At 71.4% G+C, this 21,363-nt stretch carries 17 protein-coding genes; 14 read left to right on the top strand and 3 right to left on the bottom strand.

Annotated features, from left to right (window positions below):
* Positions 1-27 precede the first annotated feature (27 nt).
* From sthA to OG570_RS45095, 7 genes are all read left to right on the top strand, one after another.
* The gene (gene sthA / locus OG570_RS45125; protein WP_326947769.1) at positions 28-1,440 is read left to right on the top strand and encodes a Si-specific NAD(P)(+) transhydrogenase; all 1,413 of its coding nucleotides are present in this window, start codon (positions 28-30) and stop codon (positions 1,438-1,440) included.
* Positions 1,441-1,624: 184 nt separating this feature from the next.
* Entirely contained in the window at positions 1,625-3,553 is a 1,929-nt protein-coding gene (locus tag OG570_RS45120) for an intein-containing Rv2578c family radical SAM protein (protein WP_326954752.1), read from the top strand.
* A gap of 340 nt (positions 3,554-3,893) precedes the next feature.
* The gene (gene merB, locus OG570_RS45115) at positions 3,894-4,496 is read left to right on the top strand and encodes an organomercurial lyase (RefSeq protein WP_247049093.1); all 603 of its coding nucleotides are present in this window, start codon (positions 3,894-3,896) and stop codon (positions 4,494-4,496) included.
* Between the two features lie 165 nt (positions 4,497-4,661).
* Positions 4,662-6,440 (top strand): aspartate--tRNA ligase, encoded by a 1,779-nt coding sequence (gene aspS / locus OG570_RS45110; protein WP_247049094.1) that lies wholly within the window; start codon positions 4,662-4,664, stop codon positions 6,438-6,440.
* Positions 6,440-7,387, top strand: coding sequence for a DUF389 domain-containing protein (locus OG570_RS45105; RefSeq protein ID WP_326947772.1), 948 nt, complete (start codon positions 6,440-6,442; stop codon positions 7,385-7,387). The genes aspS and OG570_RS45105 overlap by 1 nt, the downstream gene beginning before the upstream one ends.
* A 79-nt stretch (positions 7,388-7,466) precedes the next feature.
* Complete coding sequence (locus OG570_RS45100; RefSeq protein WP_326947773.1) at positions 7,467-8,651, top strand: phosphotransferase; 1,185 nt, start codon at positions 7,467-7,469, stop codon at positions 8,649-8,651.
* A 795-nt stretch (positions 8,652-9,446) separates the two neighbouring features.
* The gene (locus tag OG570_RS45095) at positions 9,447-10,340 is read left to right on the top strand and encodes an SGNH/GDSL hydrolase family protein (RefSeq protein WP_326954751.1); all 894 of its coding nucleotides are present in this window, start codon (positions 9,447-9,449) and stop codon (positions 10,338-10,340) included.
* Here the strand turns inward: OG570_RS45095 and OG570_RS45090 are convergent.
* The 3 genes from OG570_RS45090 to OG570_RS45080 all read right to left on the bottom strand — a co-directional run bounded on the left by OG570_RS45090 (position 10,312) and on the right by OG570_RS45080 (position 13,040).
* Positions 10,312-11,040 carry a metallophosphoesterase family protein gene (locus OG570_RS45090; protein WP_326954750.1) on the bottom strand — a complete coding sequence of 243 codons (729 nt, stop codon included), beginning with the start codon at positions 11,038-11,040 and terminating at the stop codon, positions 10,312-10,314. The genes OG570_RS45095 and OG570_RS45090 overlap by 29 nt on opposite strands.
* Positions 11,041-11,101: 61 nt before the next feature.
* On the bottom strand, positions 11,102-12,313 hold the full coding sequence (locus OG570_RS45085; protein ID WP_326954749.1) for a cytochrome P450: 1,212 nt from the start codon (positions 12,311-12,313) through the stop codon (positions 11,102-11,104).
* 31 nt (positions 12,314-12,344) lie between these two features.
* Complete coding sequence (locus OG570_RS45080; protein WP_326954748.1) at positions 12,345-13,040, bottom strand: TetR/AcrR family transcriptional regulator; 696 nt, start codon at positions 13,038-13,040, stop codon at positions 12,345-12,347.
* A gap of 131 nt (positions 13,041-13,171) precedes the next feature.
* Here OG570_RS45080 and OG570_RS45075 point away from each other — a divergent pair, with 131 nt between their 5' ends.
* From OG570_RS45075 to alaS, 7 genes are all read left to right on the top strand, one after another.
* Positions 13,172-14,548, top strand: coding sequence for a replication-associated recombination protein A (locus OG570_RS45075; RefSeq protein ID WP_247049100.1), 1,377 nt, complete (start codon positions 13,172-13,174; stop codon positions 14,546-14,548).
* A 100-nt stretch (positions 14,549-14,648) separates the two neighbouring features.
* Positions 14,649-16,307: a purple acid phosphatase family protein gene (locus tag OG570_RS45070; RefSeq protein WP_326954747.1), complete on the top strand. Its 1,659-nt coding sequence runs from the start codon at positions 14,649-14,651 to the stop codon at positions 16,305-16,307.
* Between the two features lie 148 nt (positions 16,308-16,455).
* The gene (locus OG570_RS45065) at positions 16,456-16,833 is read left to right on the top strand and encodes a VOC family protein (RefSeq protein WP_326947780.1); all 378 of its coding nucleotides are present in this window, start codon (positions 16,456-16,458) and stop codon (positions 16,831-16,833) included.
* A 115-nt stretch (positions 16,834-16,948) separates the two neighbouring features.
* Positions 16,949-17,797: an NAD(P)-dependent oxidoreductase gene (locus tag OG570_RS45060; RefSeq protein WP_326954746.1), complete on the top strand. Its 849-nt coding sequence runs from the start codon at positions 16,949-16,951 to the stop codon at positions 17,795-17,797.
* Positions 17,798-17,925: 128 nt separating this feature from the next.
* Entirely contained in the window at positions 17,926-18,312 is a 387-nt protein-coding gene (locus OG570_RS45055; RefSeq protein ID WP_247049106.1) for a DUF948 domain-containing protein, read from the top strand.
* The gene (locus OG570_RS45050; RefSeq protein WP_247049107.1) at positions 18,309-18,614 is read left to right on the top strand and encodes a hypothetical protein; all 306 of its coding nucleotides are present in this window, start codon (positions 18,309-18,311) and stop codon (positions 18,612-18,614) included. The genes OG570_RS45055 and OG570_RS45050 overlap by 4 nt, the downstream gene beginning before the upstream one ends.
* An 81-nt stretch (positions 18,615-18,695) precedes the next feature.
* On the top strand, positions 18,696-21,356 hold the full coding sequence (gene alaS, locus OG570_RS45045) for an alanine--tRNA ligase (protein ID WP_326954745.1): 2,661 nt from the start codon (positions 18,696-18,698) through the stop codon (positions 21,354-21,356).
* Positions 21,357-21,363: the final 7 nt, after the last annotated feature.

The raw sequence follows: 21,363 nt of genomic DNA, 5'->3' as shown, positions 1-21,363 counted from the left end.
GGGCTCCGGGTGCGCAGGCTCGACACCGTGAGCGAGCACGAGTACGACCTCATCGTCATCGGTTCGGGCCCGGGTGGGCAGAAGGCCGCCATCGCGGCCGCGAAACTGGGCAAGAAGGTGGCGGTCGTCGACCGGCACGACATGGTCGGCGGGGTGTGCGTCAACACCGGCACGATCCCGTCCAAGACCCTGCGCGAAGCGGTGCTCTACCTGACCGGCATGAACCAGCGCGAGCTGTACGGCGCCAGCTACCGGGTCAAGCAGGACATCACCATCGCCGACCTGCTGGCGCGCACCCACCACGTGGTCGGGCGCGAGGTCCAGGTGGTGCGCGCCCAGCTGATGCGCAACCACGTCGACCTGATCGCCGGCCTCGGCTCGTTCGCCGACCCGCACACCGTGGTCGTCGACGGCAAGCACGCCGGGGACCGCCGGACGCTGACCGGGGACTACGTCGTGATCGCCACCGGCACCCGGCCCGCGCGGCCCGGGCACGTCGACTTCGACGCCGCCCGCGTGCTGGACTCCGACGAGATCCTGCGGCTCGAACAGATCCCGTCGTCGCTCGTCGTGGTCGGCGCGGGCGTGATCGGCATCGAGTACGCGTCGATGTTCGCCGCGCTCGGCTCGCGCGTCACCGTGGTCGAGCAGCGCGACCAGATGCTCGACTTCTGCGACCCCGAGATCGTGGAGTCGCTGAAGTTCCAGCTGCGCGACCTCGGCGTCACGTTCCGGTTCGGCGAGAAGGTCGCCGACGTCGCGGTGTCCGACGACGCGACGATCACGACCCTGGTCAGCGGCAAGCGCATCCCGGCCGACGGCGTGATGTACTCCGCCGGCCGCCAGGGCATGACCGGCTCGCTCGCGCTGGACCAGGCCGGGCTGGCCGCGGACGAGCGCGGCCGGCTCGTCGTCGACGAGCACTACCGCACCGAGGTCCCGCACATCTACGCCGTCGGCGACGTGATCGGCTTCCCGGCGCTCGCGGCGACGTCGATGGACCAGGGCCGGCTCGCGGCCTACCACGCGTTCGGCGAGCCGGCGAACGGCCTCGGCGCGCTGCAGCCGATCGGCATCTACACGATCCCGGAGATCTCGTACGTCGGGGCGACCGAGGCCCAGCTGACGTCGTCGTCGGTGCCGTACGAGGTCGGCATCGCCCGCTACCGCGAGCTCGCGCGCGGCCAGATCACCGGCGACAGCTACGGCATGCTGAAGCTGCTGGTGTCCACGAAGGACCGGAAGCTGCTGGGCGTGCACGTGTTCGGCACGGGCGCCACGGACCTGGTCCACATCGGACAGGCGGTGATGGGCTGCGGCGGCACGGTCGACTACCTCGTCGACGCGGTGTTCAACTACCCGACGCTCTCGGAGGCCTACAAGGTGGCCGCGCTGGACGCCACCAACAAGATCCGCGCCCTGGACCGGTTCACCTCCTGACGCCGTCGTCGCCGAATTCGCCAGGCTCTGTGACACCAGGGGTCGTGAGTGTTTAGGAGGGTTAGAACCCTCCTAAACACTCACGACAACCCGCGCCGAGCGTCAGGTGAGCTTCGTCGTCCGGGTCGCCGGCACGGCTTCCGTACGCAGCCAGTCGCGAACGCGTTTGACACCCCAATAGAACATGTGTTCGACTGCCGGAGTGCGATGGGATCGGCAGCGAGCAGGGGAGGGTGAGCCGGCACTGCCCGGGCTGGAAGGCCTGGTGCGTTCCGTGCGGTCACCGGAATTCGACGGCGTCACCTTTCACGAGGTGAACGCCCGCTCGGTGCTGAACAAGGTGCCTGCGGGCTCCGGGGTGCCGTTCAGCTGGACCGTGAACCCGTACCGCGGCTGCTCCCACGCCTGTACCTACTGCCTGGAGGGCGGCACCCGGATCCTGCTCGCCGACGGCCGGACGCGGGCGCTGTCGGAGCTGAAGGTCGGCGACGCGATCTACGGCACCCGCGGCCACGGCGCGGCCCGGCGGCTGGTGCCGACCACGGTGCTCGCGCACTGGACGACGTTGCGCGACGCCTACCGCGTCACCCTCGACGACGGCACGCGGCTCGTCGCGAGCGGCGATCACCGGTTCCTCACCTCGAAGGGCTGGAAGCACGTCACCGGCAGCAAGCTCGGCGCCGCCCAGCGGCCGCACCTGACCCCCGGGGCCGAGCTGATCGGCGTCGGCCGGTTCGCGCCGACGCCCGACGAGACGCTCGGCTACCGCGCCGGCTACCTGTGCGGGATGCTGCGCTCCGGCGGGTTCGGCGCGGAGGCGGACGCGGCCGCGCGGGCGCTGGAGTACCTGCCCGACTTCGGGGCGTCGGTCGGCTTCCTGAAGGTGCCCGCCGACCCGGACGCGCACTGGCGGCGCGGGTTCCTCGCCGGCGTCTTCGACCTCGCCGGCAGCCACGGCCGCGGGATGCTGTCCGTCGCGCACGACGAGCCGGAGATCGCCGACGCCTTCGTGGCGGCCCTCACGAGTTTCGGCTTCGCGCACCAGCTCGACGAAGTGCCGAAGTTCCCGACGCGCCAAGAGGTCCGGTTGCTCGGCGGCGCCGGCGAGGTCCTCCGGTTCCTGCACCTGAGCAACCCGGCGGTCGCCTGGAAACGCTCGCTCGACGGCTCGGTGATCGGCGCCAGCCGGCGGCGCGTCGAGGCGATCGAGCCGCTGGGCCTGCAGCTCCCGCTGTTCGACATCACCACCGGCACCGGCGACTTCATCGCCGACGGCATGGTGTCGCACAACTGCTTCGCCCGGAACACCCACACCTACCTGGACTTCGACGCCGGCCGCGACTTCGACACCCAGGTCGTCGTCAAGGTCAACGCCCCGCAGGTGCTGGCGGCGCAGCTGAAGCGGCCGTCCTGGCGGCGCGAGCCCGTCGCGATGGGCACCAACACCGACCCGTACCAGCGCGCGGAGGGCCGTTACGGGCTGATGCCGGGCATCATCACGGCGCTCGCGCGGTCCGGCACGCCGTTGTCGGTGCTCACGAAGGGCACCGTGCTGGCCCGGGACCTGCCGCTGCTGCAGAGCGTCGCGGCGGACGTCCCGGTCGGCCTCGCCGTGTCGATCGCGCTGCTCGACCGCGAGCTGCAGCACCGTCTCGAACCCGGCACGCCGAGCCCGCAGGCGCGGCTGGAGCTCGTCCGCAAGGCCCGCGAGGCCGGGCTGCCGTGCTCGGTACTGGTGGCGCCGGTGCTGCCGTGGCTGACCGACTCCGCCGAGGCCCTCGACGCGCTGTTCGCGCGGCTGGCCGAGGTGGGCGCCACGAGCGTGACGGTCATCCCGCTGCACCTGCGCCCGGGCGCCCGCGAGTGGTTCGGCCGCTGGCTGGCGGGCACGTACCCGGCGCTGGTCCCGCGCTACCGGGAGCTGTACGCGAAGGGGAGCTACGTGCAGAAGGCGTACCGCGAGCGGCTCGGCGAGCGGGTGGCGCCGCTGCTGAGGCGGCACGGGCTGGCCCCGAAGACGGGGTACGAAGTACGGACGCCGGAGCCGCCGGTGCCGTCGGTGTCGTCGCAGGGGGAGGACGTACCGCCCGCCGAACAGCTGCGGTTGCTGTGACGGCCCCGCGGTGCCCTGTCACGGCGGAGCGCGTCCGGTGCTCACTCAGCGGGACGGCTCCCGCTCGCCGGGCGATTCCGGCTACTCTGATGGCCCAGTGGGTCAGCGTCCGCAGCGAGTCCTTTGACTGTCCTTTATGGACCACGATTGCGGTACGTGATCCTCCCACCGGGCGGCCGTGTGAGTGAGGCCGTCACCCCCGACAACCGTGACACTGCACCGTTCGCCGTAACCCGGCGGGTGGTGTCGGGTGCTTGCGGGAAAATGTCCGATCGTGTCGTTGTCGGGCCCCCTCACCGACGCCTAACGTCGAAGGGATCGATCCGAAAGGAGCCGGACGTTGACGACCTCGCAGACCGACCGTGTCGCGGCGGCCCGGCTCGCCTGGGCCGCGCTGAAGCTGACCCGGGCCGGCCGTCACCCGGTGGGCGTCGACCGGCTCGCCGGGACCGTCGGCGTCACCCCGGCCGAAGCGCGCCGGCTCGTCGAGCTGATCGGCTTCACCCTGCACCGCGACCTCGTCTCGACCGGACCCGCGCCGCGCGGGAGCCACCAGCGGCTCGAGCCCGCCGAAGGCACCCTCGGGGCCGGCCCGGACGGCTCCGTCGACATGTTCCTGCTGGCCCTGGCGACCAACGAGCGTGTGCACGCCGTCGCGACCTGCCCGGTCACCGGCACGCGCATCCGCATCGAGCTCACCCCGTGGGGGATCCTGCAGGCCGACCCGGCCTCCGCCGTCGTCGCCGCGGTCGACCTCGGCTTCGACCTCGACCGCGTGGACGCCGTCGCCTGCGCCGGGCAGCCGTTCTTCGCGTCGGCGTCGGCGGCCGCGAACTGGCTGGTCTCGCACCCCGGCGGGCGGATCTACCAGGTCGCCGCCTACCTCGCCCAGGCCCACCGGCTGGTGGCCGCGCTGGAGGCCCGCCCCAAGTTCGTGCTCTGACGCCCGGCACCGCGGGCAAGTCAAACCTGCCGACGTCGTAGGCTGGGACATTCGGGACTTCGCCCCGAGCCGGGGGCTCCGCCACCCGGACCCCCGCAAGCAGTGGGTGGTTCGTTAGCCTTTCCAGGCAGCGAGAACCGCCCATGTCGAAGGAGAGCAGTCGCAGTGCTCCGCACTCACAACGCCGGCACCCTGCGTGCCGAGCAGGCCGGACAGACCGTCACCCTCACCGGATGGGTGGCCCGGCGGCGAGATCACGGCGGCGTCATCTTCATCGACCTCCGCGACGCCAGCGGTGTGGCCCAGGTCGTCTTCCGCGAGGGCGAGATGGCCGAGCGCGCCCACGCGCTGCGCTCGGAGTTCTGCGTCAAGATCGTCGGTGAGGTCGCGAAGCGCCCCGACGGCAACGCGAACGCCGAGATCCCGACCGGCGAGATCGAGGTCCTCGCGACCGAGCTCGAGGTGCTGTCCGAGGCCGCGCCGCTGCCGTTCCCGATCGACGACCGGGTCGACGTCGGCGAGGAGATCCGCCTCAAGCACCGCTACCTGGACCTGCGCCGCAGCGGCCCGGCCGCGGCGATGCGGCTGCGCAGCGAGGTCAGCCGCGCCGCCCGCGAGGTGCTGCACGAGCAGGACTTCGTCGAGATCGAGACGCCGACGATGACCCGCTCCACCCCGGAAGGCGCCCGCGACTTCGTGATCCCGGCCCGGCTCAAGCCCGGGTCCTGGTACGCCCTGCCGCAGTCGCCGCAGCTGTTCAAGCAGCTGCTCATGGTCGGCGGCATGGAGCGGTACTACCAGATCGCGCGCTGCTACCGGGACGAGGACTTCCGCGCCGACCGCCAGCCGGAGTTCACCCAGCTCGACATCGAGATGAGCTTCGTCGAGCAGGACGACGTCATCAAGGTCGGCGAGGACATCGTCACCGCGCTGTGGAAGCTGATCGGGCACGAGATCCCGCGGCCGATCCCGCGCATCACCTACCTCGAGTCGATGGCCAAGTACGGCTCGGACAAGCCGGACCTGCGCTTCGACCTCGAGATCACCGACATGACGGAGTTCTTCGCCGACACGCCGTTCCGCGTGTTCCAGGCGCCCTACGTCGGCGCGGTCGTGATGGCCGGCGGCGCTTCGCAGCCGCGTCGCCAGCTCGACGCGTGGCAAGAGTGGGCGAAGCAGCGCGGCGCGCGTGGCCTCGCGTACATCCTCGTCAACGAGGACGGCACGCTCGGCGGCCCGGTCGCCAAGAACCTGTCCGAGACCGAGCGCGAGAACGTCGCCGCCGCGGCGGGCGCGAAGGCCGGCGACTGCGTCTTCTTCGCCGCCGGCAAGGCCGCGAGCACGCAGCCGCTGCTCGGCGCCGCGCGCGACGAGATCGGCAAGCGCCTCGGCCTGATCGACGAGGACGCCTGGTCGTTCGTGTGGGTCGTCGACGCCCCGCTGTTCGCGCCGGTCGAGGACATCGGCGACGACGTCGCCGTCGGCTCCGGCAAGTGGACCGCCGTGCACCACGCGTTCACCTCGCCGACCCCGGAGTGGATCGACAAGTTCGAGCAGGACCCGGGCAACGCCCTGGCCTACGCCTACGACATCGTCTGCAACGGCAACGAGATCGGCGGTGGCTCGATCCGTATCCACCGCGGCGACGTGCAGAAGCGCGTCTTCTCGCTGATGGGCCTCGGCGAGGAAGAGGCGCAGGAGAAGTTCGGCTTCCTGCTCGACGCCTTCGCGTTCGGCCCGCCGCCGCACGGCGGCATCGCGTTCGGCTGGGACCGCATCGTCATGCTGCTGGCCAAGGCCGACTCGCTGCGTGACGTGATCGCGTTCCCGAAGACCGGCGGCGGCTACGACCCGCTGACCGCGGCGCCCGCGCCGATCACCGCGCAGCAGCGCAAGGAGGCCGGCATCGACGCGAAGCCGGCCGCCCCCGCTCCGCAGCACTAATGCTGCACCTCAGGGCCGTGTGCCCGCCGGACAAGACCGCTCAGGCGCTCGACGTCCTGCGGGTACACGCCGGCACCGCGCACCTGATCGTGCACCGCGGTGCCGCCGTTTCGCCCGCGGGAGATCTGCTCGAGGCCGACATCGCGCGCGAAGCGGCGGACGAGATCGTGGACGCGCTGTGCGTGCTCGAGCTCGACCGCACCGGCGGGATCACCCTGGAGGCGCTCGACACCGCGCTGTCCGACGCCGCCGACGAGGCGGAAGAAGCCGCGCCGGGGGAGGGGGCCGACGCCGTCGTGTGGCAGGAGCTGCTGTCCCGCACCGGCGAGGAGTCGCGGCTCAACGTGACGTTCCTGGCGTTCCTCATCATCGCGTGCCTGCTCGCCGCGGTCGGTGTGCTGACCGACTCGGCGGTGACGATCGTCGGCGCGATGGTCGTCGGCCCCGAGTTCGGGCCTCTCGCCGCGCTCGCGGTCGGTCTCGTACTGCGGCGCTGGGACCTGGTCCGGCAGGCGGGCGCGGCGCTCGCGATCGGCTTCCCGCTGGCCATCGTCGTCACGCTCGGCGGTGCGCTGCTGGTCCGGGTGACGGGCGTCTTCGGCGCGCAGGCGTTCGAGCTGAAGCAGCACAACGAGGTCGACTTCGTGTTCTCGGTGGGCGTACCGTCGCTGGTCGTGGCGATGCTCGCCGGAGCGGCCGGGATGCTCGCCATGACGTCGGCGAAATCGGCCGCGCTCGTGGGGGTCTTCATCTCGGTGACCACGGTGCCGGCCGCGGGATACGCGGTCGTGGCGGCCGTGGCAGGGGAGTGGAGCAGGTGTCTCCAGTCGATCGGGCAGCTGCTCGTGAACCTTCTCGGAATCGTTGCAGCGGCGGCCGTCGTGTTGATCGTGCGCCGGAATGGGCAAGGTTCCCTGAAGGAGCTGCGTCCGCTTTCACGCGGGTGACCCGGATCCGGGCGGGATGCTCCTTGTTGTCCGGATGTCAGTAGTCATGGTTGCTCAGTCACGAGTAGGGTCGGTGACAATGACAGTCGACACCTCCTCCACCGGCGACGCTGGGGTCGGGGCAGGAGCCGAGCAGGACATCGCCGCCGCGGTCGCGGCGGGCGAGTCCGTTCTCTCGCGCCGGTTCGGCAGTGCGATCACGCTGGTTTCGCCCGAGGACCTGGCGGGCAGCGGACCGGCCACGGTCGTCCGCGCGAGAGTGGTGTCGTCGTCCTTCGCGCTGCCGCGCACGCTGGTCATCAAGCACTACCCGGATCGTCCGGCGCCGGGCGAGGAGGACTCGTTCGCCCAGGAGGCGGTCAGCTACCAGCTGTTCACGGCGCTGTCCCCGGACGAGCGGATGTGCCCGGAACTGCTGGCCCACGACGGCCGCGACCGCGTGCTCGTGCTGGAGGACCTCGGCCGCACGGCGACCCTGGAGGACAAGCTCCACGCCCGCGACTCCCGCGCCGCCGAGCGCGCGCTGCTGTCCTGGGCCCGGTCGCTGGGCCGGCTGCACGCGAACACCGCCGGGCGCGAGGCCGACTTCAACGCCCTGCTGCGCCGGCTCGGCGGACCGGCGAAGTGCGACCACGACGACGTCGACGAGATCTGCGCGCGCGTGCCGTCGCTGATCCAGGACCGGCTGGGCACGCCGGTGCCGGAAGCGGTGCTCGACGCGGTCACGCACGCCGTCGAGCAGTCCCGGTCGACGGCCTTCCGCGCGTTCAGCCCGGTGGAGCTCAGCCCCGACAACAACCTGGTCACCGGCGAGGGGGTGCGGTTCCTCGACTTCGAGTACGGCCGGGTCCGCTCGGCACTGGTCGACGCCGCCAACCTCCGCCTGCCGTTCGCCAGCTGGCCGGACGCGCTGGCGCTGCCCGCAGGCATGAGCGAGGCGATGATCGCGGCGTGGCGCGCGGAGGTGGCGGGCGTGTGGCCCGCCTTCGCCGACGACGAAGCGCTGGCCGGCCACCTGACGTCGAGCGAGCTGCTGCGGGTCTGGCTGATCACGGGCGAGGAGCTGGGCGCCCTGGACCTCTCCCGCCACGCGGCCCCGGTAAGCCGCGAGGCGGCCCTGGTGACGTGGTGGCGCGACCTGGCCAAGCACGCGGGCTACGTCCGCATGACGGCGGTCTCGGAGTTCTCGTCAAAGGTGGCGGCAGCCTTGGCGGCACGGCTGGGCCCGCACGCGGACCTGGCGTTCTACCCGGCCTTCCGCTGACGGGTTCGGTCGGTTCGTCCGGCCCGGCTTGCGCGGCGCAACGACCGCGATCCGGTGGCGAGATCCCCCGGGCAGACGCCGTGCGTCGGGTCGCCTGACCCGGCGTCCGGCTTGGCATCTTGCTGACCTCGGCCGGACTCGTCCACGGCCCGGTCGCGCTGGCCGGCGAACAACCAGTTCTTCCGCCCAGCCTACGCAGTTCGCTAAGCCCAGCGTGCTGTCCGGTTTCCGCGGCTCTGTCTCCACGCGAGGGGTCAGTCGGGTCAGAACCCGACCGCCAACTCACGACCGGGATACCGCTGGCCAGCGTCACGCAGGCCCGGCACTCAGCCGCCGCAAGCCAACCTCGCCGCACCAGAAGTCACACGCGCCACACCGGTACCGGTCGTGAGTGTTTAGGAGGGTTCTAACCCTCCTAAACACTCACGACCCCCAGCCGCAACGCCCCAGCGACCACACCCGCCTCGGTAACCACAAACCACAGCCGGAATCGGTAGGTCGCCAAGGGCGGGTCCGCTCTAACCCGACTGACCGCTCACGACAGGCCGCGGCAGGCCCGCTTGTCCACAGCCCGACCGTGATGTGGACAAGCGGGCCCAGGCAGGGCTTCTCCCGGCCTTTCGTCGGGCCCTGGCGATACGCTGGATGCGGGGCCGGCCCCCAGGGAGGGTGGGGGCTGCTTTAGGGGCGGCAGGCGCGGGACATTTCGGACATTCGTGAGCTGAGTGTCAAGAATTCGGCGTGGTGTCGTGGTCGCGTTACCTCGTCCTCACCGCAGGTGAGTCTCCGTGGCCGATGGTTTTGGGCGTGACCGTGACCAGCCTCGAAGTCACTCCCTGTCCCGAACCCTCCCGGCCCGCGCTCAAAGCGGTCCCGAACGTCTCGAACATCCCGAAAGTCCCGAACAGTCCGAGCCTTCCGTCGCTCAGGCGAGCGCGGCGGCTCGTCGTGCTCGGGGACTCGACCGCCGTGGGGCTGGGGGATCCCCTGCCTCGGCGTGGGGGGTGGCGGGGTGTCGGCCCGCTGGTCGCCGCGGCGCTCGGGGTCGGGGCCGACGGCTACCTCAATCCCTCCTTCACCGGCGCCCGGATGCGCTGTGTGCTCGGTGAGCAGGTGCCCGCCGCCGTGGCGCACCGGCCCGATGTGGCGCTCGTGGTCGCCGGGATGAACGACACCCTGCGGCCCGACTTCGACGCCGGTGCCATCGCCGCCGATCTCACCGAGGTCGTGCGGCGGCTCGGTGCGGTCGGTACCACCGTCATCCCCGTCCGGTTCCACGACCACAGCAAGGTGTTCCGCCTCCCGCCGGCCCTCAAGCGCGCCCTCAGCGCCCGCGTCGCCGAGCTGAACGCGGCCATCGACGTCGTCGTCGCCCGCGAAGGCGTGCCCTGCCTGGACCTCGGCCGGCTGCCCGGCGCGTACGACCTGACGGCGTGGAGCGTCGACCGGCTGCACCCGTCCGAACTGGGGCACCGGATGCTCGCGGACGGCTTCACCGGGCTGCTCGCCGACGCCGGGTTCGACGTCCCGGAGCCGGTGAGCCTCACCTGCGGTGGCGGGGTCGAGCCGAGCACCACGGGGCACGTGGGATGGCTGGTGCTGAAGGGGATTCCGTGGCTGTGGCGCCGCGGCCGCGAGTTCCTGCCCTACGCCGCGGTCATCATGTGGAACTCGGTCCGGACGCGCTGAACACCCGCAACGCCTCGGCGTCCGAAGCCGGGTTGCGGACGAAGAAGTCCGCCCACTCCCCGATGTCCGGATAAGCGGAACGCGAGGCCAGGAACCGGCACGCCGCCTCGACGTCGTACTTCGTGCGCCGCAGTTCGACGCCGTCGCCGAGCAACGCCCAGTGCGCACCCCCGGTCCCGTAAGGCATTCCGACGCTGCCGGGGTTCACGATCAGCCGCCGGTCCGCCAGCCGCGTGAACGGCATGTGGGTGTGACCGAGCACCACCGTGGCCGCAAGAACGCCGTCCAGGACCTCCGCCCAGCGTTCCAGCGCGCTGTCGACGAGCACGATCTCGGTGTCGTCGCGCGGGGTCGCGTGGCAGAACAGGACGCCGTCGAGCGTGACCGTCAGCGGGAGCGCGTCCAGGACCGGCAGATCGCCCGGACGCAGCTGCCGCGCCGCCCACGGGAAGATCGGGTCCGGCACGAACTTCCCGTCGCCGCGCGCGGACGCCGCCAGCTCGCGGTCGGCGTTGCCGCGCACCCACACCGCGCGCTCGCCCAGAGAAACCAGGCGCTCCAAGGTTTCGACGGGCATCGGCCCGGCGAGCATGTCGCCCAGCAGCACGATCCGGTCCGCCGCGACGACGTCCGGTTCGGCCAGCACCGCTTCCAGCGCCGGCAGGACGCCGTGGATGTCCGAGAGCACCGCGATCCGCATCCGCCCACCCTCGGGCACGGACGCGCCCCGGGCGAGTGGTTTCGCCCAGGGCGCAACCGGTTCAGCCTGTGGTGAGCGGCAGCTCCCGCACGCCGGTCATGTTCGGGTTCACCTGGAACTTCGGCGGCTCACCCGGGATCGTGCGCAGCGCCGGGTAGCGGTCGAACAGGGTGTTCAGCGCCACCCGCCCTTCGAGCCGCGCGAGCGGCGCGCCGATGCAGAAGTGGATGCCGCGGCCGAACGCCAGGTGCGGGTTCGGATCGCGCAGCGGGTTGAACGTGTCCGGCTCGGCGAACACGCGCTCGTCGCGGTTGGCCGCGGCGACCCACACCATCAGCATCTGCTCGGCCGGGATCGTCGTGCCGCCCAGCCGCACCTCGCGATTCGTCGTGCGGGCCACCGCCGCGAACGGCGAGAGGTAGCGCAGCGACTCCTCGATCAGCGGCGGCACCAGGGCCCGGTCGGCGCGGGCCCGCTCGTCCCACTCCGGGTGCGTGTCCAGACACAGCACGGCGTTGCCGAGCAGCATCGTGGTGGTGATGTGCCCGGCCAGCAGCAGCACGTTCGCGAAGTTGACGACCTCGTTGCGGGTCAGCTTTTCGCCGTCGAGCTCCGCCTCGACGAGCTTCGTCAGCAGGTCGTCGCGCGGCCGGGTGCGCCGCTCGTCGACGTGCTCACCGAGGTACTCGACGAGCGCCTTCTGGCCTTCCAGGGATTTCTTGACCGACGCCTGGTTCTCCTCGCTCTGCTCCTTCAGCGAGAACTGCTCGGAGGCGTTGAGCAGCTTGTCCACCCAGCCCTTGAACAGGTGCCGGTCGCTCGCGGGGACCCCCAGCAGCTCCGCGATCACGATCACCGGCAACGGGTAGGCCAGGTCCTCGACCAGCTCCAGCCGGCCGGAACCGCCGGCCTCGTCGAGCATTTCGGTCGTCACCGCGGCGATGCGCGGCTCGAGGTCGGCGACGACCTTCGGCGTGAACGCGCGGCTGACGAGCTTGCGCATCTTGTTGTGCAGCGGTGGGTCCAGCTGCAGCAGGTTGCCCGCCGACATCGCCGCCAGGTCGACGTCCTCGAGCAGCTCCTTCGGCACCAGCCGGGTGGTGTCCGAGGAGTAGGTCCCCGGGTCGCGGAGGATCTCCTCGGCTTCCGGGTGCCCGTAGACGTTCCAGAACCCGAGGTCGGCCGCGTGCCGCACGCGTTCGGCCGGTTGCTTCCCCCGCCGCCAGAACTGGGATTCGTGCAGTCCCCAGGTGTCGGCGAGTGTGGTGGTCATGTCCGCCCCTTTTCCCTTTGTGGGCCCGGGATCAGCCGGGATCCTCGGTCGGATCGTGCGCGTAGATCCCCTGCCGGTAGCCCGAGACGAGCTCCTCGAGCGCCGCTGTGAGCTCCGCGGCCACCTTCGCGACCGCCGCGGGATCGGGTTCCCCTGGCGGCTCGAACGCGACGCGGATCGTGTGCGCGAGGGCGTCGGCCCGCTCCTCGATCGGGATGCCCTCGAACTTGGCGGACACCACGTCGGTGAGGTAGAAGCCGATCGACGTGGCGTTGAGCGCGTAGTCCAGGTTCGGGACGTCGGTGCGGACCAGCCCGTGCCGGCGCATGGCGTCCTCGAAGTGGCCGCTCAGCTCTTGCTGCTGCTTGCGCAGCGCCAGGTCGCCGAGCGAGCCGAACAGCTCCGCGTTGCCGCGCATCATCGCCATCACCAGCGGCCGCCGGTGGGTGGCGAGGAACGACGACGAGATCATCCGGTGCGGCAGGATCATCGCCGGGTCGGCCTTGATCCCGTCCAGGATGACCTCGGTCAGGTCGGCGGACTCCCGCATCATCAGCGCCTGGAACAGCAGTTCCTTGGTGCGCCAGTGCAGGTAGACGGTGCCCTTGCCGATGCCGGCCGCGCGCGCGATGTCGTCGACGGCCACCTTGCGGTAGCCCATGCGCAGCAGCAGTTCGCCCGCCGCGTCCAGGATGCGGTCGCCGCGCTCGCGGTTGGGATGGCTCATGCCGCTCTTCCGTCGAGGGTTTGACCTGTTGACCGGATTCGCACTTTTGGTCAACCGGTCATCACGACGGTAGCGCGCCCCCGAACCCCGGGGCAAGGGTTCTGTCGGTGGCGTCGGTTAACGTCATCCGGGTGGCACAAGACGAGCTCTTCACCGTGAACGCCGACGTGGCGCCCCCACCTGAACGCACCACGTCGAACGCGGACGAGCGGCAGGCGGACCCGGCGAGCTCCCCGCTGGCCGTGCGGATGCGGCCGCGCTCGCTCGACGAGGTCGTCGGCCAGCAGCACCTGCTGCGTGAAGGCGCCCCGCTGCGCCGGCTGGTCGAGGGCGCCGCTCCGGCGTCCGTGCTGCTCTACGGCCCGCCCGGCACCGGGAAGACGACCCTGGCCAACCTGGTCTCGATCGCCACCGGACGCCGGTTCGTCGCGATGTCGGCGCTCTCGGCGGGCGTCAAGGAGGTGCGCGGGGTCATCGAGGAGGCCCGGCGGCGCCGGCAGTACAACACCGAGAACACCGTCCTGTTCATCGACGAGGTGCACCGCTTCTCCAAGACCCAGCAGGACGCCCTGCTCGGCGCGGTCGAGGACCGTACGGTGCTGCTGGTCGCGGCGACCACCGAGAACCCGTCGTTCTCCGTCGTCTCGCCGCTGCTGTCGCGCTCGCTCGTGCTGCAGCTGCGCCCGCTGACCGACGAGGACATCACACGGCTGATCGAGCGCGCGCTGACCGACGACCGCGGCCTCGGCGGCGAGCTGACGCTGACCGAGGACGCCCGCGCCCACCTCGTCCGGCTCGCCGGCGGTGACGCCCGCCGCGCGCTGACCGCGCTCGAAGCGGCGGCGGACGCGGCTTCGGCCACCGAGGCGAAGACCATCGACCTGCCGATCGTCGAGTCCACTGTGGACAAGGCGGCGGTGCGCTACGACCGCGACGGCGACCAGCACTACGACATCATCAGCGCGTTCATCAAGTCGATCCGCGGGTCCGACGTCGACGCCGCGCTGCACTACCTGGCCCGGATGATCGAGGCGGGGGAGGACCCGCGCTTCCTGGCCCGGCGCCTGGTCGTGCACGCCAGCGAGGACATCGGCATGGCCGACCCGACGGCGCTGCAGGCGGCGGTCGCGGCCTCGCACGCCGTCCAGTTCATCGGCATGCCCGAGGGCAGGCTGGCGCTCGCGCAGGCGACGATCCACCTGGCCACGGCCCCGAAGTCGAACGCCGTCGTCACCGGCATCGACGCCGCGCTGGCCGACGTCCGGGCCGGGCTGGCCGGCAGTGTCCCGCCGCACCTGCGCGACGGCCACTACGCGGGCGCCAAGAAGCTCGGCAACGCCCAGGGCTACCGCTACCCGCACGGCGTCCCGGAAGGCGTGCTGGCGCAGCAGTACCCGCCGGACGAGCTGGTCGGCAGGGACTACTACGAGCCGACCCAGCGCGGTGCGGAACGCCCGCTCGCCGAGCGCGTCCCGAAGCTGCGCCGGACCATCCGCGGCGAGCGGTAAAGGCGGCTTGGGAATCCCTTGGGGGAGCCCGGGGGAACTGGACGGCTGGTGTTCGCCCGGCCGACGCGATCCGGGCACGTGCGTCGGCGAGCATCCGCGCATGGAAATCCCGAGAGTCGGCGTTCCCGACGCACTGGCTGCCCGCCTCACCATGGCCGAGCAGCACGAGTACCTCTCCCGTCGTTCCCTGCTGAAGGGCGCCGCCGCCACCGGTGCCCTGCTCGCCGCCGGCCCGATGCTGCTGCCCGGCACGGCCTACGCCGACGGCGCGAAGGTCGCCCCGGCCGGGCGTCACCTGGCCTTCGGCCGCAACCCGCGCACGGACGTCCGCGTCGCCTGGCAGGTGCCGACGCGCGTGAAGAACCCCTTCCTGCGCGTCGCCGAGTTCGAGCCACGCTTTCCCGGCGAGAACCCATCGGCACAGCACCACGACCGGCACGGATACCAGTGGGGGCACCGGATCCCGGCCGAGACGCGGGCGCTGCACTCCGAGGTCGCCGGGGTCATCGCGCCGTACGACCAGTACTACCTGCACGCCGAAGCGAGCCGCCTGACGCCCGGCCGCACCTACACCTACGCGGTCGGCCACGACGGTTACGACCCGGCGAACGGCGACGGCGGCCCCGCCGCGCTCTCGACGTTCACCACCGCACCCGCGCGCGGCTTCCCGGCGGGGAAGTTCACCTTCACCGCGTTCGGCGACCAGGGTGTCTCCACGACCGCGCTGGCCCAGGACGGCGCGGTCGCCAAGCAGCACCCGCGCTTCCACCTCCTCGCCGGTGACATCGCCTACGCCGACCCGAGCGGCGCGGGCCTGCCGCCCGGCCCGGTCGCCGACGGCACCCACGACCTGTACGACCCGAAGGTCTGGGACGCCTACTACAACCAGATCGAGGGCGTCGCCGCGTCCGTGCCGTGGATGGTCACGACCGGCAACCACGACATGGAAGCGCTGTACTCGCCCGACGGCTACGGCGGCCAGACCAAGCGCTGGGACTTCCCCGGCAGCGGCCCGGCCGACTGCCCGAGCGTGTACTCGTTCATCTACGGCAACGTCGGCGTGATCTCCTTGGACGCCAACGACGTCTCGTACGAGATCCCGGCCAACCGCGGCTACTCGCACGGCTCCCAGACGGCGTGGCTCAAGCGCCGCCTGCGGTACCTGCGCCTGCAGCCGGACGTCGACTTCATCGTGGTGTTCTTCCACCACTGCGCCTACTCGACGACCAACCAGCACGCGTCCGAAGGCGGCGTGCGGGAGGAGTGGGTGCCGCTGTTCGACCAGTTCCACGTCGACCTGGTCGTCAACGGGTACAACCACATCTACGAGCGCACCGACGCGCTGCGCGGCGGCCGCGTCACGAAGAAGGTCGCCATCGGCGACACCGTCGACCCGGACCGCGACGGCACGGTCTACGCCACCTGCGGCGGTGGCGGCCGCAGCGTCTACAGCTTCCCGGTGCCGGACACCTTCGACGGCGAATTCACCAGCTACCACTGGGTGAAGGGCGGCGGGCAGGAGACGGAGACCGTCGGCTGGTCGCGGGTGCGCTACACCGGTTACTCGTTCCTCGCGATCGACGTCGAGCCGGCGTGGTTCGGCCGGAAGACCACGCTGACCGTGCGGACCCTGCGCAACGACGGCGTCGAAATCGACAGATTCTCCTTGCGCCGCACCGCGGGCCTGCACACCGCGACGGGCGGCTTCGGCGGTTCCGGTGGCTCGGCACAGGTCGGTGCGGACCCGGGCGACGCCTGAGGATCGCGGGCCCGCTCCCGCACGGCCCGTGCGGGAACGGGCACCGAACGTGGGCCGGAGGCAGCAAGATCATCGGGTTTCGTAAGCTTCGCGGCTTGGGGCGGCCTGAACACAGGGGGGCGGCCCAGCGAAGGCAGGAGGCATCCCCGTGCCCGCGACGCTGCAGTGCATCGTCCTGGACTGTCCGGAACCCGTCGTGCTCGCGTACTTCTACCAAGCGATCATGGGCGGCGAGGTGGATCTCCCGGACCCCCGCTGGCGGGTGGACGAGGACTGGTCGACCCTGCACGTGAACGGCATGGTCCTGGGGTTCCAGCGCGCTCCCGGCCACCAGCCGCCGCGCTGGCCGGATCCGGCCCACCCGCAGCAGTTCCACCTCGACTTCGAGGTCGACAACCTCGCCCAGACGCACCACCAGGTCCTCGCGTACGGCGGCCGGCTGCTCGACCCCGACCTCGGCGGCCGGGGCTGGCGCGTCTACGCCGACCCGGCGGGCCACCCGTTCTGCCTCCTCGGCGACTACTGACCGCGGGTACTTCCGCCGCGAAGTGCTTGCCGTAGAAGCCTTCGGTGGCGCGGAACTCCCTCGCTCATCCGTCCGTGGACTGCGCGGCGGCGGAGTCTTCGGCACGATGGGGCGCATGAGCATCGCGTTCCTCGGTACCGGGATCATGGGCGCCGCCATGGCGGCCAACATCGCGAAGGCGGGCTTCGACGTCCGCGTCTGGAACCGGACGCGGGCGAAGGCCGAGCCCCTCGCCGACGTCGCGACGGTGGCCGATTCGGCCGCCGCGGCGGCCGACGGCGCCGACATCCTGGTGACGATGCTGGCCGACGGTCCCGCCGTCGCGTCGGCGTTCGAAGCCGCTTCGCCCGCTTCGGGCACGTTGTGGCTGCAGATGAGCACGGTCGGGCTCGACTGGACCGACCGGCTCGCCGCGCTGGCGGCGGAAGCGGGCGTGGTGTTCGTCGACGCGCCGGTCCTCGGCACCCGGCAGCCGGCGGAGCAGGCGCAGCTGCAGGTCCTGGCGTCCGGCCCGGAGGAGGCCCGCCCGGCCGCGACGCCGGTGTTCGACGCCGTCGCGATCCGCACGCGCTGGCTCGGCCCGGCCGGCCAGGGCAGCCGGCTGAAGCTGGTGCTGAACGCGTGGGTGCTGACGCTCACCAACGGCACGGCCGAGAGCCTCGGCCTGGCCGGCGCGCTGGGCCTGGACCCGGCGTTGTTCCTGGAGACGATCAAGGGCGGCGGCCTGGACGTCGGCTACGCGCACGTGAAGGGCGCGGCGATGCTGTCGGGCGACTACGAGCCGTCGTTCCCGGCGAGCCTGGCGGCGAAGGACGCCGGCCTGGTCGTCGAGGCCGCAGGCGACACCGTAGACGTGGCGGGCGCCCGGGCGGTCTTGTCGCACCTGGAGACGACGGTCGAAGCCGGCCACGGCGACGAGGACATGGCGGCCCTCTACCGGGCGGTGCTCAAGGAGCGTGGCTGAGTGGTCCACGTCCGCGGCCCCCGGTGCGGACCGTGACAGTGCGGCGGGGTGACACGGTCGGGGACCCGGCCAGGCGGTAACCTCACCAGCACCCAAGACTCCAAGTCACAGTGAACCGAGGAGGGCCCGTGTCGGCAGGGCAGATCGCCGCGTTGATCGCCGCAGGAGCATTCGTGGTGCTGGTCGTCCTGCTGGCGATCCCGCTGATCAAGCTCGGCAAGACGCTGGACGCGGCCACCGAGGCGATCGAGCGCACCAACAGCAACACCGATCCGCTGCTGGTCGGCGCGAACCAGACGATCACCCACGTCAACGCCCAGCTCGAGCGGGTGGACGGGATCACGTCGAACGCGCAGGCCGTCACCGGGAACGTCTCCGCGCTGACGTCGGTGTTCACCGCGACGCTGGGCGGGCCGCTGGTCAAGACCGCCGCGCTGTCCTACGGGCTCAGCAAGGCGATCCGGGCGCGCAAGAAGAAGAACGCCGCCAAGGCCGCGAAGAAGGCCGCGAAGTGAAGCGGCTGTTCTGGCTCGGCGTCGGCGTGGTCGCCGGGGTCGCGCTGTCCCGCAAGGCCGCCGAAACCGCTCGTCAGGCCACTCCCACCGGGATAGCATCGAACCTGGGTGACGCCGTGCGCGAGCTGGCGGGCGCCGTGGGTTCGTTCGGCGCCGAGGTACGCGCGGGCATGAGCGAGCGGGAGCAGGAGTTGCACGAGATGGTCGAGCAGCGGTCGGGTGTGGTGACGCCGCAGGCCTCGGGCCGGCACGCCGCCGAAGCCCGGCGGCCCGTCCGGCGAGCTCGCCGGGCGGAGGGCTGACCGGTCGCGTCTTCGCGACCCGGAAGCCGCTCCGCCGCCGTCGTCATCCCGTACTCCGGCACCAGCACAAGGACCTGACCCGTGGACACACACGAAATCACCGACCGTTTCCTGCGCCATTACGAGAGCAAGGGTCACACGCGCGTGCCCAGCGCGCCGCTGATCCTCGACGACCCGAACCTGCTCTTCGTCAACGCCGGCATGGTCCAGTTCAAGCCGTACTTCCTCGGTGAGGCGCCGCCGCCGTACCCGCGCGCGACCTCCGTGCAGAAGTGCGTGCGCACCCCGGACATCGACGAGGTCGGCAAGACCACCCGGCACAACACGTTCTTCCAGATGGCCGGCAACTTCTCCTTCGGCGACTACTTCAAGGAAGGCGCCATCGAGTACGCCTGGGAGCTGATCACCAAGCCCCAGAGCGACGGCGGTTACGGCCTCGACCCGAACCGCCTGTGGGCGACGGTCTACGAGGACGACGCCGAGGCGGCCGGCCTGTGGCGCAAGCTCACCGGCCTGCCCGGCGAGCGCATCCAGGTGCGCGACGGCAAGGACAACTACTGGGACATGGGCGTGCCCGGTCCCGGCGGCCCGTGCTCGGAGATCTACTACGACCGCGGCCCGGCGTACGGCCGCGAGGGCGGCCCGGTCGCGGACGAGGACCGCTACATCGAGATCTGGAACCTCGTCTTCATGCAGGACATCCGCGGCGAGCTGAGCCCCAAGCTCGGGCACAAGCCGATCGGTGAGCTGCCGAAGAAGAACATCGACACCGGCATGGGCGTCGAGCGCGTCGCGACGATCCTGCAGGGCGTCGAGAACGTCTACGAGACGGACCTGGTGCGCCCGGTGATCGGCCGCGCCGAGGAGTTCTCCGGCCGCCGCTACGGCGGCAACCACGCCGACGACGTCCGCTTCCGCGTGATCGCCGACCACGCCCGCACCGGCGTCCTGCTGATCGGCGACGGCGTCACCCCGGGCAACGACGGCCGCGGGTACGTGCTGCGCCGGCTGCTGCGCCGCATCGTCCGCTCCTCGCGCCTGCTGGGTGTGCACGAGCCGGTGCTGCAGTCGTTCGCCGCGGTCGTGCGCGACACGATGGGCCCGACCTACCCCGAGCTCGTCAGCGGCTTCGACCGGATCAACGAGGTCGTCCGGATCGAGGAGGAGGCGTTCCTCGCCACGCTGACCAGTGGTTCGCGCATCTTCGACATGGCGGCCGAGGAGACCAAGCGCGGCGGCGGTGACGTCCTGGCCGGCGACAAGGCGTTCCAGCTGCACGACACCTACGGTTTCCCGATCGACCTGACCCTCGAAATGGCTTCCGAGCAGGGCCTGAGCGTCGACGAAGACGGCTTCCGCACGCTCATGAACGAGCAGCGCACCCGCGCGAAGGCGGACGCGGCGGCGCGCAAGACCGGCCACGGCGACCTCTCGGAGTACCGGAAGGTCCTGGAGCAGCACGGCGAGACCGAGTTCCTCGGCTACTCCGACCTGCAGGCCGAGGCGAAGGTCGTCGCGCTGCTCGAAGACGGGCAGCCGGTCCGCAGCGTCTCGGCGGGCAAGAAGGCCGAGCTGGTCCTCGACCGCACCCCGTTCTACGCCGAGAGCGGCGGCCAGGTCGCCGACACCGGCGTGCTGCTCGGCGACGGCGTCGAGCTGAAGGTCCTGGACGTCCAGAAGATCGTCCCGGGGCTGTTCGTGCACCGCGTCGAGGTGCTCGACGGCGAGGTCGGCCTGGACTCGAAGGTCACCGGCTCGGTCGACGCGCACCGCCGGCTGTCCATCGAGCGCTCGCACTCCGCGACCCACCTGGTGCACGCGGCGGTCCGCGGCGCCTACGGCAAGCGCGCGGCGCAGGCGGGTTCGCTGAACTCGCCGGGCCGGATGCGGTTCGACTTCACCACGCCCGGCTCGGTCTCGGCGGACGTGCTGACCGAGGTCGAGCAGGAGGTCAACGACTACCTGCAGACCGACATCGAGGTCAACAGCTTCACCACGACCAAGGACAAGGCCCTCGAGCTGGGCGCGGTCGCGCTGTTCGGCGAGAAGTACGGCAACGACGTCCGCGTGGTCGACATGGGCGAGTACTCCCGCGAGCTCTGTGGTGGCACGCACGTGGACCGGATCGGCCAGCTCGGCCTGGTCAAGCTGGTCTCCGACGCGTCGATCGGCTCCGGCGTGCACCGCGTCGAGGCGCTCGTCGGCGGTGACGCGCTGAAGTACGTCCGCAAGGAGCAGCTGCTGGTCTCGCAGCTGGCGAACACGTTCAAGGTGCCCTCGGACGAGCTGCCGGGCCGCATCGAGGACGTCCTGACCCGGCTGAAGAACGCCGAGAAGGAGATCGCCCAGCTGAAGACCCAGCAGGTGCTGGGCTCGGCGGGCGCGCTGCTCGACAAGGCGCAGGACGTCGGCGGCGTCACGGTCGTCGCCGAGGTCGTCCCGGACGTCGACGGCAACGGCCTGCGCGCGCTCGCCTCGGACCTGCGCGGCCGCCTCGGCTCGCGGCCCGGCGTGGTGGCGTTGTTCTCGCCGGCGGGTGACAAGCTCAGCTTCGTCGTCGCGACGACGAAGGCGGCCCAGGACAAGGGCGTCGCCGCGGGCAAGCTCGTCCCGTCGTTCGCGGGGAAGATCGGCGGCCGCGGTGGCGGCAAGCCCGACATGGCCCAGGGCGGTGGCACGAACCCGGCCGGCGCGGCCGACGCGGTCACGGCCCTGCGCGCGGCGATCGCCGGCATTGGTTAACCGCGGA

Source organism: Amycolatopsis sp. NBC_01286 (assembly GCF_035982555.1).
Taxonomy (GTDB): Bacteria; Actinomycetota; Actinomycetes; order Mycobacteriales; family Pseudonocardiaceae; genus Amycolatopsis.
The sequence above is the reverse complement of the archived record's forward strand: the minus strand, read 5'-3'. Positions and strand labels throughout refer to the sequence as shown.

Coding starts and splice junctions, on each gene's coding strand:
- OG570_RS45120 (WP_326954752.1), top strand. CDS start 1,625: ATGTGTTCGACTGCCGGAGTGCGATGGGATCGGCAGCGAGCAGGGGAG.
- OG570_RS45105 (WP_326947772.1), top strand. CDS start 6,440: ATGCTGCACCTCAGGGCCGTGTGCCCGCCGGACAAGACCGCTCAGGCG.
- OG570_RS45100 (WP_326947773.1), top strand. CDS start 7,467: ATGACAGTCGACACCTCCTCCACCGGCGACGCTGGGGTCGGGGCAGGA.
- OG570_RS45095 (WP_326954751.1), top strand. CDS start 9,447: ATGGTTTTGGGCGTGACCGTGACCAGCCTCGAAGTCACTCCCTGTCCC.
- OG570_RS45090 (WP_326954750.1), bottom strand. CDS start 11,040: ATGCGGATCGCGGTGCTCTCGGACATCCACGGCGTCCTGCCGGCGCTG.
- OG570_RS45085 (WP_326954749.1), bottom strand. CDS start 12,313: ATGACCACCACACTCGCCGACACCTGGGGACTGCACGAATCCCAGTTC.
- OG570_RS45080 (WP_326954748.1), bottom strand. CDS start 13,040: ATGAGCCATCCCAACCGCGAGCGCGGCGACCGCATCCTGGACGCGGCG.
- OG570_RS45070 (WP_326954747.1), top strand. CDS start 14,649: ATGGAAATCCCGAGAGTCGGCGTTCCCGACGCACTGGCTGCCCGCCTC.
- OG570_RS45060 (WP_326954746.1), top strand. CDS start 16,949: ATGAGCATCGCGTTCCTCGGTACCGGGATCATGGGCGCCGCCATGGCG.